This is a genomic window from Marinomonas sp. 15G6-16 (genome assembly GCF_055809555.1).
In genome coordinates, this window is the sequence record NZ_CM147916.1 from 2,898,616 (window position 1) to 2,918,975 (window position 20,360).

Consider the following 20,360-nt stretch of genomic DNA (forward strand, 5'->3'; position numbering starts at 1 on the left):
GTCTTGTTTAGCCAATGAACAGTCTTCTGTGAGAAACATGAAAAAATCGGATAAAAAAATAGAGAAAGCCCTTCGTGAAGCGTTAACTCAAGTATGTGAAAGCGCTTTGGGAGACGTGTCTGGCTTTGTTTGGTTGACACATTTGGTGAATTTCAATCACTTCCCAGGTTCGCTTAAGATTATTTGTGTGTTTGAAAAAGACGAAGACTTAATCTCGGCTCGAGAAACTAAGCAAGATGAGTATTTTGGTCGATTGATCGCGGACGAATTAAACCGAGCTGGCTTATCGATTAAAAACCTAGGTCAATCTATTCTTTTCGATACGGAAGAAGCCTGTGAGCGCTCACACAACGGTAAGTGGAATGAGCGTTTACATTGTTTGACTATCCATTAAAAGCCTTTTGGTAAAAAGCCTTCTATCATCTCAATGTTTCTAAACGACTCAGCAAGCCTGAGTTTTTGCTGCTCAAGTTTGATATTTGGGGCGCGTGATTCATCCACTGAACAGTTATGTTCTGTGATGAGTTGCTTGCCTTTTTCATCCAGTTTGTTGGATTGAATAAAGCGCGTGTTAATGGAAAACTCACCAATTTGTCGTAAGTCGTGTTCTCGGCTGAAGCGATTAAACCCGTTAAATTTAAAATGCTTCTCCACATAGCGATCACTTAATTGAATCAGAGTGTCCATTAGAGCGTACAGTAGCTCATTAGTGGACGAGGTGTTCAAAATTAAAGTGGTTTCTATGCCGTGAAGCTCAGAGAATTCGATGTTCTTATCTTGCTCTTTGTCGCCAATATTGAACATCACATCAACCAAGACTTTGCCATTTCTGCGATGAACAAGATCAACACATTGGATTTTAGTTTGATCAAATCTGAGTGTGTCTAACAGCTGCTGTACAGACTCAATCGTGAAGCTTTGTGTGGTTTCAGATAATTGAAATAAGCTCCGGCATTCTGCCATTAAAGGCAGATCATGATGGCTGTTAAAAGGTGTGCTCACTTTTTGTCCGTCTATAGATGACAAAGTGACCAATTCTCGTATTTCATGTTCTCGAGCTTTTTTTAATGCAAGGAAAACGGTTTGGATAATCTCTGACGTAGGTAAATTCGGCTCAACACGCCATTTTCGACCGTAGACAATTTTCTTCGATCGGGCTGGATTGTTACGTTGGTAGTTTTCTCGACCAATAATCCCCACTTGAATGAAAAGTCCTTGGTCATCTTCAGCGCAAAAAATAGGATAGTGATTGGAAAATTGGATGTGGTTCAAAATGGATTCAACACTTTCTAAATCATGGTTGTAGCCATAAAAATGCTGAGGAACACAGCTTTCGCCATTGGGTAGATTAACGGTTGGCGCAGAGATTAAACAGTATTCACCAAGGGCAATGTAACTGCCCGTATCCTGTTGGGTTTTATGTGTGTTCATTTGAATCTCTAAGTCAAAAATTACGTGGTCTAAAAGTCGAGTTATAACATCACTTTATGAAAGTTTTTAACCAGTTCAGATAACTTACGAAATAATTGACATATTGGATGACACCGAAAAGCAAAAAATAAAATAATTTCTGAAAAATGCTCTTATTTTATTGTTTGCAGACCGGTTCACCCAATGAGAGAGGCTAGGGAAGGCACGAACAAGTCCATCCACTGGCTGAAGCTCAGAAGACTTATTCGCACCTCCCTAGTCAGCGTCAGTTTGATTGAGGATCTTTTGCATCTTTTCTTTTAGTTGAGGGTTCTTCTCTTCTAGGTATTTACGAAGACGTTGAATGAACACCTTATTTTCATGGAAAGGCACACCAGTTTGATGAGCGTCTGCCACATCGACCATTGACTTTTTGTCATGTTGACTGAAGACCTCAACCATTTTTTCTGCTTTTTCTGTTGAAATACCCAAGGCTTCAAAGGCAGAGCGACCCATGCGTAAGCTGCTGTCAAAGTTCTCACGAATAATGTCTCGACAACCGTAAGCCCAAAGATCGTAAACGTGGTTGTTATCAAAAGCTCGCGCTATGACGTGTAGATCTGGGTAATTTTCTCTGACGTATTTCACCATTTTTATGGTTTGTTCAGGATCATCAATGGCAATAATCAGCAGTGAGGCTTCATCAATACCTGCGGCGTGAAGTAGGTCTGGACGAGTAGCGTCGCCAAAGTAGTTTTTCACGCCAAAACGCTCCAGTGCTTCGAGTCGCTTGACGTTGAAATCAATCACGGTGGAATGAAAATTCGCTAGGCGCAGAATGTTATCTATGGTGGCTCCAACACGACCAGAACCTGCGATGATGATTTTATTATCGTCTGGTAAGTCGTCATATTTGCTTGAAGAGTGGTCGTTCGCGTAGCGAGGAGCAATGACTTTATCGTACAAGATAAACAACATAGGAGTGAGCAACATAGACAATGCTACAACCAAGAGTAAGACGTCGGCTGTGGCCTGAGAAATCACCGCATTACTGACAGTGAAGGAAAGCAAAACAAAGCCAAACTCACCTGCCTGAGCAAGCGCTAGAGCAAATAACCAACGGTTTGATCCTCGGATATTGAAGATGCGCCCAAGTATGAGAAGTGTAGCGATTTTAACGAGAATAAGGCCAATGGTAAGACCAAGGATGGAGAAAAAGTCGCTAAACAGAAGTGAAAAGTTAATCCCAGCACCCACTGTCATAAAGAACAAACCAAGCAACAATCCTTTAAAAGGAGCAATGTCGCTTTCCAGTTCATGCCGATAAGGAGAGTTCGCTAAAACGACGCCGGCTAAGAAGGTGCCAAGCGCAGGTGAAAGTCCTACAAGCGTCATGAGCAATGTAGTGCCAATAACAAACATAAGCGCTGTCGCCGTAAACAGTTCTCTTAATTGCGCAACGGCGATAAAACGGAAAATGGGTGTGGTTAAAAAATGGCCGCCTAGCACGACAATAGCGATTGCGCCTATGGTTACCAAAGTCACTTGCCATGTTTTCAAATCGGCTAAGAAGGAGAGTTTATCTGAGTGACCACTGGCGCTTGTCAACTCGGTAGAATGACTTAAAGCGGCAATCAATTCTGGCGTTGCTAAAAGGGGAATAAAGGCCAGAATAGGAATCACCACAATGTCTTGCGCGAGCAAAACAGCGAAAGAAGACTGTCCACCATCGGATTTCATCAAGCCTTTTTCCGTTAAGGTTTGAATCACAATGGCGGTAGAAGATAAGGCCAACACCAAGCCAATGGCCAAACTCGTGCGCCACTCTTGATCTAAAAGCATACCCAGACCCATGACGAAAAGGGCGGTAAAGGCAACTTGCCCTCCACCTAATCCTATGAGTTTGGATTTTAAAGCCCAGAGCTTTTTGGGGTTTAATTCTAGCCCTACTAAGAAGAGCATAAGCACCACGCCAAGCTCGGCAACATGCTGAATGGATTCGATATCGACTTCGAACACAGTCAGCAAAGGACTAATGATAATGCCAGCGAGCAAATAACCTAAAACGGAACCTAAACCAAGGCGAGCTGCAATGGGGACAGAAACAACCCCAGCAACCAGAAAAATAAAGGCTAATAGTAAAGCGTCGGTCATTTCTTTATTCCTTAAAAAAGGCAGATCTGTAAAAGTATTGTGTTGAGTTATACGTGAGCGATAAGCAAATTATAGCGTGTCGATGGAATACGCGAAGGTTTGCACGCTTTCCCAATCTGTGAACTCTTTAACCGTCGTTGGATCTGTCGGTCCTTTTGTCATCCACATGATGAAACGGATCATATTACGGTCGATGAAACCGTATTTAGGATAATTTAATTTACCCGCAAAAACGCCTTGTAGGCTTGGTTGCCATTCTAATTGAGCTAAGAGCTTGATGATGTAAGGGTTCGTGTCTGGTTGGCACTTTTCAGGCTTACGAGCAACAAGGTTCACCGTATAAAAGGCACTTGGTTTGCTTTCTAATAAGACCTTGTGCTGAGTGATGAAATCAACCACCTGTTTTTGGTGTTTGCCATAACGTATGCTGGCGCCGATCACAATTTTATCCTGTGTGTTTAGCGTCTCTTGGTTGGCTTCTTCAATGGGCAGCAAGCTAACAGAATTACCTAATTGTTCGATTGTTTCCTGTAACTTTTGGCTGATTTTCTTGGTGTGACCGTCTGTAGTAGAGAAAAGAATTAAAATATTAGACATAGTGATTCAGAAAGCCGCCTCTGTGGATTGGAAAGAGCAAGATGCTATTAGTGGCACTTGTTATAAACACTCAAGGACAGAGTGTCAAAGCTCAAATCTATTTTTGAAGGCGGATGACATTTTTATCCAACTTTTAAGAAAGACAGAGGCTTGATCTGTAACTAAAAAAAACGGCTCACAACATATCGAGCAAAGCGTATGTCATGAGCCGTTTTATAGAAAACCTAGTTCTAGTTTATTCAGCTGAGCTGTGTTTTCTCGCTCGGATATCTGATTGGGCGCTGCGGTAAAATTTTTCCTGTGGTTTGGATTTCTGTTTTACATCGCTGTCATTGTCTTCATTTTTAAGCAATAAAAATTCTGCCACCCGTTGAGCGTCGACTTCTTTGTTATCAAGTGCCTTTTGAATGGCGCAGCCAGGTTCACCTTGGTGGTGGCAATCACTGAATCGGCAATGATCTTCTAGCGAGATAAGGTCAGCAAAGTTTGCGATCGTGCTGCTATCAAACTCTTTCACTTGAAGCTCTCGCATTTCTTGAGTGTCGAGCAGTATCGCGCCTGATGGCATAATTTTTAGCACACCAGAATCACCAATCATTTGAACTGGGTTGGCGTCATCTTCTGTTTTCATCAAGGTATTAATGAGCGCTGATTTGCCAGAGCCAACTGCACCAAGTAAGGCGATGGTTTTGCCTTTTTTAAGGAACGGCGTCAAAACGCTCAGACTATCAGAATTAAGAGCATTGACTGTTTCAACAATCAGAAGAGGGTCTAATTTTTCGACTTGAGCACGCTTTTCTGAGGCATCATCACATTGATCCGCTTTTGTTAGCACTACAACCGCATCCGCCTGAGCGTCATGAGTGAGAGTTAAATAGCGCTTTATCAAAGCCAGATTAAAGTCTTGGTTTAATGCACACATGATAAAAACGGTGTCGATATTGGCCGCGATTGAATCAAAGCTTGAGCTGGCGTCGAGTGTGCGTAGCAAACCATTGTCTGCATCGGTAACGACCCAATCACCTACAAGCATATTAGGCGTGTCTAAAGACTTGTCTAAGGTAAACAAACCAAATTCACTAATCAGCTCATATTGGCTGTCATTATGAGAGCAAATACGTGCAATACGATTAGATTCTAAATCATCCAGTGATAACTGTTGTTGGAAATACGCTTGCCAGCCTAAATCCAATAAAGTGAACGAGGAAGTCATTACTATTACCCCAAGCGAAATACGCTCATCATAAATAAGAAGCAAAAGGCTTCAATGAGTGCCGAGAATGAGAGGCAAAACCGCCATCTTTATATCGACCAAAATATAACAACTCTGACCTTTCTTATGTGGTGATTTCTAGCTTCATTTGAAGTCAAAAACCACCATAAAACCAGTGCGCTATTTTGCGAGATTAGCACAGACTGAGACCACCACAAATAGAAATATGAGCGTCATAATAGAGGTGTAGTCTTGATGCTTTTATGTGGTGTTTTTTCTTTTCTTCACATTTTTTTGTGGCGCTTAAAAGAGCGTATTTGAATCGTCATTTTGCTTCTCTTTGGAGGGCGTCCTTAGTGTTTTCATCTTTACAATTACTTGGCGGAAATAGTTACCGAGTGTTTTTGTAAAAGTTACTTGAATGCTTGATTGAAACTTAAGGTATTAAGTGTCTAAAATTTAATAAATTTGTTATTTATCAATATTTTATGTTTATTTTAAAAAGTTGGCATGGCCTTCGCTATAGGGTAACTGACATCAATGATTAGCGCCTTAAATTGCTGATGATTGAATTAAGTCTTTGGGATGCTGGCGACTTACGCAAAACAGCAGCCAATCTTTTAATTAAATGGAGGTTACCATTATGAATATCAAAAAAACGCTATTAAATACGACTCTTGTTCTTGTAACGGCAGCGACATTAGCCGCATGTGGTCAGGAATCAGAAGAAACCAAAGTAGAAGATACTTTGTCTAGCGCAGGTGAAACAGTTGAGCAGACGTTTAACGATGCAGGTGCTGCGGTAGATCAAACGATCGATGAAGCAGGTGAAGCTTTAAACAATGCAGGAAGTGAACTTGATGACATCATGACAGATGCCGGTAACACTGTTGAAGACACATGTGAAGAAGTGAAAGAAGGTATGGATGCAACAGACACAAACTGCTAATGGTTTGTGGCTAGGGAAGGTGCGAATAAGTCTTCTGAACTTCAGTCTTATCAGAGAAACGAAACGGTCTATCAAGGCAAGAGTGAGCAGGAATGTTAATACCTTTCAATCACTCTTAACGCAGAGAGGCCGTTTCTCTGAAAGACCCGAAGGGCGTGGGCTAAACGTTTTTTATTCTTTGTTAAGCTTCTTGCCAATATGTTCATATTGGACTGCGAAGCTTGCCTCGAATAATAAAGGTTTATCCACACGCTGAAGTCAGTGGACTTGTTAGTACCTTCCCTAGGTTAGGATGACTTAGTTTGTCCTCGGTGTTGATGAAGTACTTTGCTTGTCATCACCACCGAGGAGCATTTAGGGCATAAGAAGGTAACGAATATTACTCGGCTGCTTTTTGTGCAGATAAATGGCTTTCGTATCTATCTAGCTTGTTGTAGAGGGTTTTGATGCTAATTCCAAGCTGTTGTGCGGTATCGGTTCGGTTGCCATTATTCTCTTTTAGTGTTTTGAGAATGGCAATTTTCTCGATTTCTTCAAGGCGCATACCAGTAGGAATGCCAGCTGATTGATCGCTTGAAGCACTATAGTCGGAATCGTTGGTGATAATGTGCTCAGGTTGGATGATTTGATCCGATAGAATATAAGCTCGCTCGATCGCGTGTTTTAGTTCTCTGACATTACCTGGCCAATGATAGTGCTTTATTTTGTCGAGACTAGATTCAGATAACTGCTTTTGCAGACCGTCTTGACTGTTTCGATAAGCTAAAAAGTGCTGAGCCAAGCCACATGCATCGCCTTCTCTGTCTCTAAGTTTAGGGGCATAAATAGGGAATTGAGCTAAACGAAAGTACAAATCTTCACGGAAAAGTTCGTAGCGGATTGCTTCACTTGGGATTCGGTTAGTTGCCGCAACAATACGGACATTGGCTATTTTTACGTGCTGGGAGCCAACGGGTTTGTATTCACCGCTTTCAAGGACGCGTAGTAGCTTAACTTGGTGTTCATAAGGCATTTCGGTGACTTCATCCAAAAAAGAGTGCCGCCTTCTGCTTGTTCGAAAACCCCTTGGTGATCTTTGTGAGCACCGGTAAATGCGCCTTTTACATGGCCAAATAATTCGCTGTCGATTAACTCTGGACTGAGCGCGCCACAGTTAATGGCCACAAAAGGGGCTTCAGCTCTTGGGCTAACGACATGCAAGGTGTTTGCAATTAACTCTTTGCCTGTACCACTCTCGCCAATAATAAAGACATTGGCCTTGGTGGCTGCCACTTTGCGGATGGTTCGATACAAAGAGTGCATGCTAGGTGAGGAGCCCACTAAAAGCCCAAATTGATCAAGGTAACTGGTTTGTACATTGTTGCTTTCTTTTGTGAGATTTAGCTCACGAAAGATCTCTTGAAGTGAAGCGTCAATTAAAGAGAAATGGTAGGGTGCACGATAATGAAAACCAGCGCCTTTCTTAATTAAATGGTCGAGCGTTGGATCAGGGCTTCCGGTACTGAAAAAGATGAATTCGGTTTGGCACAAAATAGGGCTATTAATAAGTTCTTTTAATGCTTTGTCGTGACATGAACCCACTTCAATAAGCGCCACATCGCACTTCTTTTCAGTCAGTTGATCTAGCCAGTCTTCTGTTTGTCGGCTAACACTCAATTCATATTGGCAAAGACTTTGCAAAGACAATAAGTCCGAAGCTAATGATGGATCTTTAATATGCATAAATAGCTTTGGAGAAGGCATTATCATTTTCCCTAATTAGATCAAAATTTATATTAGGGCTATGAAATCACAGGGTTGTAGAGTGTCATAGGTTTACCAAGGGGACTTTTCAGTAAACCAGAGCTTAATCATCCTTATTTGCACAAAGTTCACTGTTTTTTGAAAGGAGATGGAGCATGACGACTTATAAAGAGGCACAAACGGAATTGGCTCAATTGCCTGATACTCATCTTTTATGGGATATGCTTTCCATGTGCCTAGACGGATATTCAGCAAATGCTAAGTCTCATGAGCGAGTGAGCAACACTTTAGATCGACATGTATTTAAAACGGTTTCTGTTTTATATCAGCAGTTGGCTGAAAGGTTGCTAAAAGGAGTTGATGAGTTACCAGAAGACACAGGCACTATGAATCCAGAACCGGGTTACATTGCGATTGCGTATATATCGGCACTGAATGCGTCAGATAGGTTTCTTTCTACTCGTGTGATGTCTGTAAATTGCCAAGTGATAAAACGCGTAGGAAGGTTGGTTAAAAAGCTGAATAACCGAGTGTTTGCGAATGGTATTATTGATTATTTGGCGCGTATTCAAGTGGTATTGGATAATACCGAAAGCAGACGAAAAGCAGCTAAACTCATTAAATAAATAGAGCTTAGCTGCGTTTCTGAAACACTATTTATTGCCTTCTATTCGATAGTCCAACTTACCAATAATCTTGCCCAAATTATCTTGTGTTGGCACATTAAAGCTAGCGCTGTTTTTCTCTCTGTTCGGGTTAACTGTGGCGATCACTTGTTGATTCACAATAAGCTGATAAGTCTCAGAGAAAGTAATAACTAAATCTTCTGACTTTGGATTCTCAAAGAAGATATGGTCTTTTAATCGAATGACTCTGGTTTCTCCTCTTACCCATTGGCCAACAAGTGGCTGAGCTTTAAATTCTTGTTCTGCATGGTTAATCGTCGCTTCAGACAAAAATACGCGAATTAAGTCACCATTGATCGCCATTGTCTGGCGATCCGCCACACGGGCATTCAGTTGCGCAATCTCTGTATTGGTTTTGCTTGTGTAACTGCGAAGCTCTTGGATTGCAGTATCAATATTTTGTTGGCTGGTATTTGTATTGATTAATAGCTTCGGAAGATTGTCTGCTTTGCCTACGCGGCTTTTAAGTTCCTCATAGTTTGCTTCCGCCAGTTTTTTCTGGTCGTTATATCTTGTTAGTAATTCGTCATAAGAGGTGCTGTTGATTGTTTCTACAACTTCTTCTGTTTGGCCTTGAAGGTTTGGAATCAGTAAATCGCTTGATTCTGCATTGGCTTCTGATTGAGCCTTGTCTTTTTCTGACGAAGTGCTTGACGATAAATTGTCTAATATTGGCATCGAGCAGGCGCTAAGTAACAGCGTCGCAAGTAAAAGGCCAGTACGAAATAGAGACATGGTGTTGTCCTGAGGTGAAATACAAAAAAACAAGTATGAAGTATGGCGTGATTGATGTCGAGATGAAGCCTTCTTTACTTACTACTGTATTTGTTTAAAGAATAGGTAAAGATGAGCAAAAACCACAAAATGAAGGTGTTTATTCAAAAAGAAGCGAGGGTTCACACCAAACGCTTCTTTTTTGATTGGCTTGAGCTGGCTACTTTTGTGTTTGATTCCACAAAATGCATTCATCCAAAGTGACGCCTTGCCCGCCAAAAATATCCAACGCGCTGCCAATGGTTAAATCCACAAGACCGTTTGATAATTCATGCACACGTTTTAAATCTGCCAAGGAACGAGCGCCACCAGCATAGGTAATATCAACAGGGCAAGCACTGCTACCTAATAGACGCACTAAATCTTCGTCGATTCCTGACTGTAAGCCTTCTACATCAGCAGCGTGGATTAAAAACTCATCACAGTGATCAGCCAGCTCAATTAAGTTTTCTTTGTTGATTTTCGTAGAAGTAACCGTTTGCCAGCGGTCAGTCGCAATGCTCCAGCCGTCTTCTGTGCGTCGACAACTCAAATCTAATACAAGGCGATCTGTTCCTGTTTCACGCTTAATTTTGTCTAAGCGATCCCAAGAGAATTCGCCATCTTTAAATAAGTAAGACGTTACAATAACGTGAGAAGCGCCAGCTTCTAAATAACTCGCAGCGTTGCTACTTTTTACACCGCCACCAAATTGTAAACCGTTAGGATAAGCACGCAGGGCGCTTAATGCCTCATCTTGGTTGCCTTTACCTAATGCAATTACGTGGCCGCCCGTAAGGCCATGCTCACGATAAAGCTTCGCGTAATGCTCTGCGTTGTAATCGCTGATAAAGTTTTCAGTAGCGCCTTTGTCGTTCAAGCTACCACCTACAATTTGTTTAACCTTGCCTTGATGTAAATCGATACAAGGACGAAACTGAGTCACAAAACGCTCCTATTACTGCTAAAAATGGCTGCTTATGGAAAGCAGCCAAAAATAATACGCAAAAATGAACATGGCTGAAATGCCAAAAAAGCAGTATAGCCGATAAATTCCTGAGAAACGATGCGTCAGAGAAAACATTCAGGAAGCCTGTTATAATCACAGCTTCCTTCTTATCATAGAATTTTCAAAGAAACCCTATGTTGCAAATCTCCGTCGCAGTAGCGATCCCAGACCACGAAATAGAACTTACTGCTATTCGAGCCCAAGGAGCGGGTGGTCAAAATGTTAATAAAGTCTCTTCTGCGATTCATCTTAGATTCAATGTGGCTCAATCTTCCTTGCCTGCGTTTTATAAAGAGCGACTTTTAGAGCTTAAAGATTCTCGCCTCACGAAAGACGGCGATATCGTGATCAAAGCACAACAACACAGAACTCAAGAGTTGAATAGGGAAGACGCATTAGCGCGCCTAAAAGCCTTAATTCAAGAAGCTGTTCGAGTTCAAAAAGCCCGTCGTCCAACCAAACCGACACGATCTTCCCAGAAAAAACGAGTTGATCAGAAAAAGCAAAAAGGGCAAATCAAAAGCCTAAGACGCAGTAACTGGGATTAGATTCATCTTACTTTGTCTTCTCTAATAGCGGCTTTGAGCCGCCTTTTCCATGACATATATCTACAAATGAAAGACTTTCCTGTGGCTTTTTAAACACTCTGTTTTTTGGCTTTCTGACATATTCTTTTCACTCTCTTTATCTTGATCTAACGCAATGTTTTAAAACGCAACACCTCTCATAATCTGGCCTTATAGTAGCCTCAGATGGGTGAGGCTTCGGTGGGCGTTAGATAATAAGAACACTCAATTAAATGAATTTAAGTGTCTACAAGCGTCTTTTTTCTCAATCAAATGAATGGGTTGAAGTTATATGATTAACGAAGCTGTAGTGGAATTATCGCGGTTTCAGTTTGCTTTCACTGCTCTGTACCACTATTTGTTTGTCCCTTTGACATTAGGGATGGCTTTCTTACTCGCAATCATGGAATCAGTCTACGTGATTACCGGTAAGCAAGTTTACAAAGACATGGTTAAGTTCTGGGGTAAATTGTTTGGTATTAACTTTGCGCTTGGCGTAACAACGGGTTTGACGATGGAGTTCCAATTCGGGACTAACTGGTCTTATTACTCTCATTATGTTGGCGATATTTTTGGTGCACCTTTGGCCATCGAAGGTTTGATGGCTTTCTTCCTAGAGTCCACTTTGGTTGGCTTGTTCTTCTTTGGTTGGGATCGTCTCAGCAAGGTAAAACACCTAATGGTGACTTGGGGCGTAGCGTTAGGTTCTAACTTATCTGCTCTATGGATTTTGATTGCCAACGGCTGGATGCAAAACCCAGTCGGTTCTGAGTTCAACTACGAAACCATGAGAATGGAGTTGGTTGATTTCAGCGCTTTGATCTTTAACCCAGTGGCGCAGGTGAAGTTTGTTCATACGGTTTCTGCAGGTTACACAACGGGTGCCATGTTCGTTCTAGTGATTTCAAGCTACTACTTACTAAAAGGTCGTGATCTTGCCTTTGCTCGTCGTTCTTTCGCCATTGCTTCTGCGTTTGGTCTGGCTTCTATTTTGAGTGTGATCTTGCTAGGTGATGAATCTGGTTACGAGATTGGTGAAGTTCAAAAAGTGAAATTGGCTGCCATTGAAGCGGAATGGGAAACTCAGGAAGCACCTGCGGATTTCACTCTGATTGCTTTCCCAAACCAAGAGCTTGAAGAAAACGAATACGCAATCAAGATTCCGGGCTTAATGGGTTTGATTGCAACACGTTCTCTTGATACGGAAGTAGAGGGTATTCAAGAACTGAAAGAGCATAATCGCCAACGAATCATCAATGGTATTTATGCGAACCAGTTGCTTGAGCAATTACGCGAAGGCTCAACAGATCCTCTTGTGAAGTCTAACTTCGAGAAAGTGAAAGACGACCTTGGTTACGGTTTATTGGTGACAGCCTTCAATGAAGACATCAATAAAGTAACGTCAGACGAAATTGATCTAGCGGTGGAATATTCTATTCCTCAGGTTGCGCCTTTGTTTTTCGCCTTTCGAATTATGGTGGGATGTGGCTTCCTAATGTTGATCGTGTTCGCAGCGGCTTTCTATCAAAATGCTCGTCGCCGAATTGGTAATAATCCTACTTTCTTGAAATTCATTGTGCTGTGTTTGCCGTTGCCTTGGATTGCGAACGAAGCCGGTTGGTTTGTTGCAGAATATGGCCGTCAACCGTGGGCGATTGGTGAAATCTTACCTGTTCACGTTGCAGTATCGAGCCTAACAGCAACCGAAATTTGGATTACGATCGCTGGCTTTGCCGTCTTGTATACCGCTTTCTTGATTGCCGAAATGTATCTAATGATTCGTTTTGCAAAGCAGGGGCCTTCTAGTTTACACACTGGTCGCTATGCACTTGAACAAGAAACTGCTCAGTTAAAGCAGGAGGTATAAGATGGATTACGAATTATTAAAAGTAATTTGGTGGGTATTGATCGGTGTTTTACTGATTGGTTTCGCCGTAACGGATGGCTTCGACATGGGCGTTGGGAGTCTACTAAACATAATCGGTGGAACGGATTCTGAACGTCGTATCATGATCAACTCGATTGCGCCCCATTGGGATGGCAACCAAGTTTGGTTTATTACCGCGGGTGGTGCTTTGTTTGCGGCTTGGCCTGTGGTGTATGCGACGTCTTTCTCTGGTTTCTACTTTGCCATGATGTTGGTGTTGGCGGCGTTATTCTTCCGCCCGATCGGTTTTGACTACCGTTCAAAACTAGAAAACACAAAATGGCGCAACAGTTGGGATTGGGGAATTACTTTCGGTTCAGCTGTGCCACCTATCATCTTCGGTGTGGCGTTTGGCAACTTGTTGCAAGGCGTACCGTTTGAGTTCGACCAGTACCTACGTGTGACTTACACCGGCTCTTTCTTTGCCTTACTGAATCCATTTGCAATTCTGTGTGGTTTGGTTAGCTTGCTGATGCTGATGACACAAGGCGGCGCATGGCTACAAATGAAAACCGATGCTGCATTGTTGAATAAAGCGAGTCGTATTACGGCCATTACAGGCGCATTAGCTGCTGTTTTATTCATCCTTGCTGGTGTTTGGTTGGCTTACGGCATTGATGGTTATGTTTTAACAAGCGACATTGACGGTAACCAAGTCATGACTCCGTTAATGAAAACAGCAGAAGTACAAGCGGGCGCATGGTTAGCGAATTACGAGAAAGTGCCAGCGCTTATCTTGGCGCCTATTGTTGGAATCGCAGGTATGTTGTTTGCTGCCATTACTAGTGTGATGAAAAAAGGTGCTTTGGCTTTCTTGAGTTCATCATTAGGTATTGCTGGCATCATAGTGACAGCGGGTGGTTCTATGTTCCCATTCTTAATGCCTTCTTCAAGTTACCCAAGCATGAGTTTGACAATGTGGGACGCCACTTCTAGTCAAAACACCATGATGATTATGTTTGTTGTGGCGTGCATTTTTGTGCCGATTGTTTTGGGTTACACCTTGTGGAACTACTTTGTCATGTACGGTCGTTTGACTAAGAAACACATTGAAGAAAACAACCACTCTTTGTATTAGAAAATTGTATTGAGTTGGTTATGCAAAACGCTAGGGCTCACGAGTCCTAGCCTTAAGCAACAAATGAGAGGAAGAAAATATGTGGTATTTTGCTTGGGTTCTTGGTGTTTTATTAGCTTGTTCTTTCGGCATTATCAATGCTGTTTGGTTGGAATTCAGCGGTTATGAAGGTGAAGAGGAGCAGAAGTAAACTTGATGACAAAGAGCAAGAGAGCAAAAAAAGAAAGGCGTTCTGCTGGTCGAATTAAGACGCCAGAAGCGCAATTTTTAGGAGAATTAGCCAACCAAGAGTCTGCAAAATACCGGCTTGCTCAAGGCTTTGGTGTGTTGTTTTCCGTGTCTTTGGTTATGCAGGCGTGGGCGTTGGCGAATGTCTTCTCGGATATGGCCTTGTATCAGTCTTTCTCTCTGCCTCTTTTAGCTATTGGTTTGTTTGCTTTGTTATTGCGTGCTTTGTCTAACTTTGGACGAGAACGTATTTGTACCAGCGCAAGCCGTCATATTCGTTATGGCTTGCGCAGTAAATTGGTGTCGCATCTGACGAAACTGGGCCCAGCTCGGTTACGAATAGAAGAAGATGCGGCGCTGTCTACCCGCGTTTATGAACAAGTAGACGCGTTAGACGATTTCTTCAGTCGCTATAAACCTCAAGTCTTTATGGTGACTCTTATTCCCTGTGTCATTCTGTTGTCTGTTGTTTCTATTTCTTGGATCGCCTTTTTTGTATTTATGATGACCGCGCCTTTGGTGATCATTTTTATGATTTTTGTTGGTCATAAAGCGGCTCAAGCCAATCGACGCCAGTTTAGCGTTTTGGCCATGTTATCCAATCAGTTTATGGATTTGAGCCAGGGCTTATCCGAATTAAAACGTCTGAATCGTACCGGCGAAGCCAGAGCACGTTTATCTGACAGCTCAGGTGCGTATCAAAAAACCACCATGAATGTACTGATACTGGCTTTCTTATCGACTGCTACTTTGGAGCTGTTTGCGTCACTTTCCATCGCTATGATCGCCTTGTATCTTGGACTTGGCTTGTTGGAAATACTACCTTGGCAAGTTGGCTCGTCGCCTGTGACCTTAACGCAAGCGATGTTTCTTTTATTACTAGCGCCAGAGTTTTATTTGCCTTTGCGCCAATTAGGTAACGATTACCACGCGAAGCAAAAAGCCGAAGCCGCAGCGACAGATTTGTTAGAGGTGTTAAACACTCACATTCATGAGTCGATGGCAGACGAAAACGAACAAGCTACACAATCAGTCACAAAAACAAAGGCTGATTCAGACAGTTTTATTTACTTTGATCATTTGAGTTGGAGCGAAGCTGGTCGTTATCGCCTTGCGCCAATTTCAGGCGAGATTGCTCAAGGTGAACGAGTTTGGTTGAGCGGTGAATCTGGCGTAGGTAAATCCAGTTTATTGCATCTTTTACTGGGTTTTGAAGAAGATTACCAAGGTCAGTTATTCGTTAAGGACCAATCGTTTCAGTATATCGACTTAGCTGCTTGGCGAAGCAAACTGGCTTGGTTGCCGCAAACACCAGAATGGGTGAACGGCAGCATTCGTCGTAACTTGCTTTTAGGTTTGGAAAGCCGTGAAGGCTTCCAAGCGCCAAATGAAGAAGATATCCAATTAGCTTTGCAAAAAAGCCAATGTGATGACTTTATCCAAGCTTTACCAGCGGGATTGGAAACTAAGCTAACTGAGTTAGGTTCTGGCTTATCTGGCGGACAAATGCAGCGACTTTCTATCGCACGGGCTTTGTTGTCTCAAGCGGATGTTTGGTTGCTTGACGAGCCTTGCTCTGGGTTAGATGCAGACACAGCGCAAGCTGTGCTGTCCACATTGGAGCAGGTTTCCAAAGGCAAAACCTTATTGATCGTGAGTCACGATACACATCCTATTGCTTGGGCTGATAAACACTGGCCACTGACGCAAGGAGGTTTGCATGAGCAAGGTCAAAACAAACAAGCTGTCGCTTAAAGGTCTTTTATTTGCTAACCCTTGGGGTTTTATTATTCCTCTTCTTACCGGCGTTGCTGCAAGCTTGGCAGGTGTTGCGCTGTTGGGGATTTCCGGTTGGTTTATTTCGGCTGCTGGGTTAGCAAGCGCCGTCGGTGCAGCGTTGGTGTTCAACTACTTAACGCCAGGTGCAATTGTTCGTGGTATGGCCATTTTGCGCACAGCGGGGCGTTATGGTGAACAAGTGTCTGCTCATAATCATTTATTAGGCTTGTTACGTGTTTTACGCCTTTGGGTGTGGGATCAGCGTGTTGCCAAAGACGCTGCGAACTTACATGAACAAAGTCGAGGGGATTTATTACAGCGTTTAGTAAGCGATCTTGATCAGATTATTCGCTGGCCCTTGGTGGTGTTTTTACCTTGGCTATACGCTTTCTTAAGCTATGCGGCTGTGTCCGTTCTGGCGTATTTTATCTTGCCTGTTTTGCTTTGGCCTTTGGCTGTTGCGGCTGTTTTACATACTGTGGTTGTGCCATATTTTTGTGGTTATACCGCCAGTCACGCGGTGCATGTTGGACAGATTTTAGGCGTGCATCGTCGCAGTCGTTTTGTTAGTTTGTTTTCTGCCTTGATTACTTTAACCATTCGTGGTCATTGGCAAGACTATGCCCAACGTCTTGATCAGTTAGATGAGCGACAACGCAAAACTGAAATCAAGATTCAACAAGCCGTCAGCCTAGGTCGTTTATTGTCTTATGCTATCACCATTTTGCTGCTGCTTTGCAGCTTTTATTTAGTTAGCGATGTGCAAGCTGAAACAGGTCGTTGGATGCTGGTGGAGGGCGTACAGGGCACTTGGTTTGTGGGCTTTGTGTTGTCTTTATTGGCCGTGAATGAGCTAGTTTTGCCTTTGGTGCAATCTTTCGTGGCGCAGGGACAAACTCAAGTTGGTTTACGTCGCTTGAATCAATTACATCAAGAGGAGACATCGCAGCCTGTTATGGCAGATAAAGCGATTCAGTCTATAGGATTTAAACGCTGGCGAGGCTTTCATGCGTCTAGCAATATGGGCAATCAACCAATTGATCTGCAAATAAACTCGGGCGATTTAATTTGGGTTCGTGGTGCCAGTGGTTCTGGTAAATCGACATTATTGGCTGCGATAGCCGGTGATTGTTTGTCGTCTGGCGATGCTTTGGTTAACGGTAAAAAACAAGATTTATACGGCAATCAAGACTACCAAGACAAAATAAGCTATTTACCTCAGTCGCCTTATATTTTCCAACAAAGTATTGCAGCCAATTTACGACTGGGTAATCCAGGTGCAACCGATGACGAGTTGTGGAACGTGCTCGACGCGGTTTCGTTAGGATACTGGGCGCGGAATCTGCCAAATGATTTGGCAACACTACTAAGTTCTCAAGGACGTAATTTATCCGGCGGGCAACGTAAACGTCTTGCCTTGGCACGTTTACTTCTCAGAAAGTCACCTGTGTTACTTCTAGACGAACCATTCGACGGGCTTGATAAAGCGACCATAGAACGTATTTGTGAGTCTCTGAAAAATGACTACAAACCTGAGATTCTCATTCTAGTCAGCCACGTCGAGAGCAGTCTTGCGGATGATTCGAAAATTGTCGAACTTTAAAATTCTTTCCTAAGAAGTTTTTTGAACTAAAACTCAAGCTGCTGCGTAAAACAGATCAATTCATTATCTATGAGAATTCATAATGGCATTGTCTGAAGAAAATAAATCGCGAATTATTGAGATGGCGTGGGAGGATAGAACGCCATTTGAGGCGATCGAGTCACAATTTGGTCTTAATGAATCGGGTGTGATTCGCCTTATGCGTAGCTGCTTAACACCTCGTAGCTTTAAGTTATGGCGCTCAAGAGTTTATGGGCGTTCGACCAAGCATTTGAAGCTAAGAAATCCTGAGGTTTCAAGAGCCTATTGCCCTACGCAATATAAGCATAAATAGTGCTGTCTCAGTGATTTATGCTCATTTATCTATGTGAAGGGGCTAAAGCTGCTCTCGATTGGTTGCAGCAAACTCTATGAGTGTTTAACCCCTGATACAAGACGGTGACTCGGTTTGAATATATAAAGCGTAAAGCCGTGCTCTAAAAGTTTTTACGAACACCAATGACAAATTCAGTGTTTGAATCATCTTGGTCGTTTGTGCCACCAAATGGTGTGCTGTCGCTAATAAAATCAATCGCTGCGTAAATGTCCACGCCATACAATTCAGGAAAATCTCGTCCCAATTCTGTACGTACGGTAAGGGCTGTATCGTTAGAATCGTCTGGCATCCAGTAGCCTATTGAGGCATCTAAATACAATCGATTACTTAAGAGTGCTTCATAGCTTAGTTCTGGGTACCAAGTTTTCTTTTTCACGCCACGGTAAAGAGCGAGATCTAAATTGTTACCGAATGAGGTGCCGATTTTGAATTCAGTTTCATCGCCTTTTTCATCGACAAGATAGTTATAGGTGATGACTTCTAGGTCGATATTAAATCCATCAAATTGGTTGTTATAGCCAAAGCGGACGTCCATTTCGACAGGTAAGCCTTCTGCGTCGTCGGATGTATCAATGTTGATCAAGTGAATGCCGCCATAAGCATTACCAACTTGCTCTGTGGCTTTGAAATAGGCAGCAAGGTTGTTATCCGTTTGTGTAATGCCGCGGAACAAATAGTCAGTCATGAGGCCAATTTGTTTAGTGGTTTGAGCATGGGCTCCTGTAGCCGCAAAACTAATCATTGTCAGGGTAATAAGTTTTTTCATTGTTTGTCCTTTCTCGCTGAGTCAAATAACCTCATTTAAATCCGATGATGTAAACAAGGGCATCTGCATTGTCGGCTGAGAGTAGAGGGCTCTGATTATTGGGTCAATTGGCGGTACATAGTTTCTAGACGTTTCTTACACACCTTATGTTCTCTTGTCTTCTTTTCTCCTTTTTCCGTGTATTTCTTTACGCAGTTGTAGTGGTGTTTTTTCTTGTTTTGTTGTGGATGTTTAGTCAAAAAAGCGAGGAAGAGAAGAGCGATAAGGCTTAGATTGGTTTTCTATTATCTGTTGGGCTGCCTGTTTATGTTTATTAATAATGGAGAATTTTGGGAGGAGAAATATTTAAGTCTAAAATTATGTGGAATTTATTCGATATAAATCAAAAAGACTGGATTAACTTACTGAAATTAAAAAGATTTTAACTTCCACCTAGATACTATTTTATGGCCTTTTAGACATTTTTTGAGCCATTCTAGCTATTCAGATGAAAAAATTACATGGATTCGGTGTGTGTCTGACGCCAAAAAGGTGTATATTCTCACGCTCTAGTGAACATATAATAATACAATTGAGTTTTTTTAGGAGTTATATATGACTAAACCAGTTATTGGTTTCATCGGCCTTGGTCTTATGGGCGGCAACATGGTTGAAAACCTACAAACTCGCGGTTTTCAAGTAAACGTAATGGATCTTAACAAAGACGCTGTTGCTGCTGTTCTTGCTCGTGGTAACGCTTCTGAAGCGGCTACAGGTAAAGAATTGGCTGAAAAAAGCGATATCGTAATGCTTTGCCTAACTACTTCTAACGTAGTTGAAGCAGTTGTTTACGGTGAAGAAGGTATCTTGGCTGGTATGTCTGAAGGCAAAACATTAATTGACTTCGGTACTTCTATCCCTGCTTCTACTAAGAAAATCGGTGCTGATCTTGCTGCTAAAGGTGCTGGCATGATTGACGCTCCTCTAGGTCGTACACCAGCTCACGCTAAAGACGGTCTATTGAACATCATGGCCGCTGGTGATGAAGCTACGTTCGCAAAAGTTAAACCAGTTCTTGACGAGCAAGGCGAAAACGTTTTCTACCTAGGTGCACTAGGTGCCGGTCATGTAACTAAGCTAGTTAACAACTTCATGGGTATGACGACTGTTGCAACTATGTCTCAGGCATTTGCTGTTGCAGAGCGTGCTGGTGTTGATGGTCAGCAATTGTTTGACATCATGTCTGCTGGTCCTTCTAACTCTCCATTCATGCAGTTCTGTAAATTCTACGCTGTAGACGGCGAAGAAAAATTAGGTTTCTCTGTTGCTAACGCAAACAAAGATCTTGGTTACTTCCTTGCTCTATGTGAAGAGCTAGGTACTGAATCTTTGATCGCTCAAGGTACTTCTAAGAGCTTGCAAGCTGCTGTTGACGCTGGCTTGGGTCAAAACGATGTTCCAGTTATCTTTGATTACTTCAAAACTCTAAACAAGTAATCTTAATAACCTAAAAAAACCACGTACTGTCTTTTGATAGTACGTGG

Annotated in this window: 19 protein-coding genes and 1 pseudogene; 11 read left to right on the forward strand and 9 right to left on the reverse strand. The window is 42.4% G+C overall.

Going from position 1 to position 20,360, the window contains the following annotated elements; genetic code table 11:
• Positions 1-37 precede the first annotated feature (37 nt).
• Positions 38-394, forward strand: coding sequence for a Fis family transcriptional regulator (locus AC0L46_RS13875; protein ID WP_473504409.1), 357 nt, complete (start codon positions 38-40; stop codon positions 392-394).
• On the opposite strand, the gene AC0L46_RS13880 is transcribed toward AC0L46_RS13875, so the two are convergent.
• The 4 genes from AC0L46_RS13880 to rsgA form a co-directional block, all read right to left on the reverse strand.
• Positions 391-1,431 carry a hypothetical protein gene (locus tag AC0L46_RS13880; RefSeq protein WP_473504411.1) on the reverse strand — a complete coding sequence of 347 codons (1,041 nt, stop codon included), beginning with the start codon at positions 1,429-1,431 and terminating at the stop codon, positions 391-393. The genes AC0L46_RS13875 and AC0L46_RS13880 overlap by 4 nt on opposite strands.
• A 255-nt stretch (positions 1,432-1,686) precedes the next feature.
• A complete protein-coding gene (locus tag AC0L46_RS13885; protein WP_473504413.1) occupies positions 1,687-3,564 on the reverse strand; it encodes a cation:proton antiporter domain-containing protein in 1,878 nt (625 codons plus the stop codon).
• A 69-nt stretch (positions 3,565-3,633) separates the two neighbouring features.
• The gene (hemG, locus tag AC0L46_RS13890; protein ID WP_473504415.1) at positions 3,634-4,161 is read right to left on the reverse strand and encodes a menaquinone-dependent protoporphyrinogen IX dehydrogenase; all 528 of its coding nucleotides are present in this window, start codon (positions 4,159-4,161) and stop codon (positions 3,634-3,636) included.
• Positions 4,162-4,396: 235 nt separating this feature from the next.
• Complete coding sequence (gene rsgA / locus AC0L46_RS13895; RefSeq protein WP_473504417.1) at positions 4,397-5,374, reverse strand: GTPase RsgA; 978 nt, start codon at positions 5,372-5,374, stop codon at positions 4,397-4,399.
• Between the two features lie 643 nt (positions 5,375-6,017).
• Here rsgA and AC0L46_RS13900 point away from each other — a divergent pair.
• Positions 6,018-6,323, forward strand: a complete 306-nt coding sequence (locus tag AC0L46_RS13900) for a hypothetical protein (RefSeq protein WP_414680170.1) — start codon at positions 6,018-6,020, stop codon at positions 6,321-6,323.
• A gap of 379 nt (positions 6,324-6,702) precedes the next feature.
• On the opposite strand, the gene AC0L46_RS13905 is transcribed toward AC0L46_RS13900, so the two are convergent.
• Positions 6,703-6,867 carry a helix-turn-helix domain-containing protein gene (locus AC0L46_RS13905; protein ID WP_473507156.1) on the reverse strand — a complete coding sequence of 55 codons (165 nt, stop codon included), beginning with the start codon at positions 6,865-6,867 and terminating at the stop codon, positions 6,703-6,705.
• Between the two features lie 102 nt (positions 6,868-6,969).
• Positions 6,970-8,072 (reverse strand): annotated as a pseudogene (locus tag AC0L46_RS13910) (sigma-54-dependent transcriptional regulator); the annotation flags it as partial.
• 149 nt (positions 8,073-8,221) lie between these two features.
• Between AC0L46_RS13910 and AC0L46_RS13915 the strand changes: the two are divergent.
• A complete protein-coding gene (locus AC0L46_RS13915; RefSeq protein WP_473504419.1) occupies positions 8,222-8,692 on the forward strand; it encodes a hypothetical protein in 471 nt (156 codons plus the stop codon).
• A 27-nt stretch (positions 8,693-8,719) separates the two neighbouring features.
• Here the strand turns inward: AC0L46_RS13915 and AC0L46_RS13920 are convergent, their stop codons facing one another.
• Positions 8,720-9,487, reverse strand: a complete 768-nt coding sequence (locus AC0L46_RS13920) for a hypothetical protein (protein ID WP_473504421.1) — start codon at positions 9,485-9,487, stop codon at positions 8,720-8,722.
• Between the two features lie 199 nt (positions 9,488-9,686).
• The gene (gene hisA, locus AC0L46_RS13925) at positions 9,687-10,451 is read right to left on the reverse strand and encodes a phosphoribosylformimino-5-aminoimidazole carboxamide ribotide isomerase (protein WP_414680166.1); all 765 of its coding nucleotides are present in this window, start codon (positions 10,449-10,451) and stop codon (positions 9,687-9,689) included.
• 197 nt (positions 10,452-10,648) lie between these two features.
• On the opposite strand from hisA, the gene arfB reads away from it, so the two are divergent.
• The 7 genes from arfB to AC0L46_RS13960 all read left to right on the forward strand — a co-directional run bounded on the left by arfB (position 10,649) and on the right by AC0L46_RS13960 (position 18,029).
• Positions 10,649-11,062 carry an alternative ribosome rescue aminoacyl-tRNA hydrolase ArfB gene (arfB, locus tag AC0L46_RS13930; RefSeq protein ID WP_414680165.1) on the forward strand — a complete coding sequence of 138 codons (414 nt, stop codon included), beginning with the start codon at positions 10,649-10,651 and terminating at the stop codon, positions 11,060-11,062.
• Positions 11,063-11,372: 310 nt separating this feature from the next.
• Positions 11,373-12,947 (forward strand): cytochrome ubiquinol oxidase subunit I, encoded by a 1,575-nt coding sequence (locus AC0L46_RS13935; protein WP_473504423.1) that lies wholly within the window; start codon positions 11,373-11,375, stop codon positions 12,945-12,947.
• Between the two features lies 1 nt (position 12,948).
• Entirely contained in the window at positions 12,949-14,085 is a 1,137-nt protein-coding gene (gene cydB, locus AC0L46_RS13940) for a cytochrome d ubiquinol oxidase subunit II (RefSeq protein WP_473504425.1), read from the forward strand.
• Between the two features lie 79 nt (positions 14,086-14,164).
• Complete coding sequence (gene cydX / locus AC0L46_RS13945) at positions 14,165-14,275, forward strand: cytochrome bd-I oxidase subunit CydX (RefSeq protein ID WP_072837837.1); 111 nt, start codon at positions 14,165-14,167, stop codon at positions 14,273-14,275.
• A gap of 5 nt (positions 14,276-14,280) precedes the next feature.
• Positions 14,281-16,068, forward strand: coding sequence for a thiol reductant ABC exporter subunit CydD (cydD, locus tag AC0L46_RS13950; protein ID WP_473504427.1), 1,788 nt, complete (start codon positions 14,281-14,283; stop codon positions 16,066-16,068).
• Entirely contained in the window at positions 16,034-17,695 is a 1,662-nt protein-coding gene (locus AC0L46_RS13955; RefSeq protein ID WP_473504429.1) for an amino acid ABC transporter ATP-binding/permease protein, read from the forward strand. Before cydD ends, AC0L46_RS13955 begins: the two co-directional genes overlap by 35 nt.
• 82 nt (positions 17,696-17,777) lie before the next feature.
• Positions 17,778-18,029 (forward strand): TIGR03643 family protein, encoded by a 252-nt coding sequence (locus AC0L46_RS13960; protein ID WP_414680160.1) that lies wholly within the window; start codon positions 17,778-17,780, stop codon positions 18,027-18,029.
• A gap of 142 nt (positions 18,030-18,171) precedes the next feature.
• Here AC0L46_RS13960 and AC0L46_RS13965 read toward each other — a convergent pair whose 3' ends face one another.
• On the reverse strand, positions 18,172-18,837 hold the full coding sequence (locus AC0L46_RS13965) for a TorF family putative porin (RefSeq protein ID WP_414680159.1): 666 nt from the start codon (positions 18,835-18,837) through the stop codon (positions 18,172-18,174).
• Between the two features lie 594 nt (positions 18,838-19,431).
• Here AC0L46_RS13965 and AC0L46_RS13970 point away from each other — a divergent pair.
• Positions 19,432-20,313, forward strand: a complete 882-nt coding sequence (locus AC0L46_RS13970) for an NAD(P)-dependent oxidoreductase (RefSeq protein ID WP_317003355.1) — start codon at positions 19,432-19,434, stop codon at positions 20,311-20,313.
• Positions 20,314-20,360 lie beyond the last annotated feature (47 nt).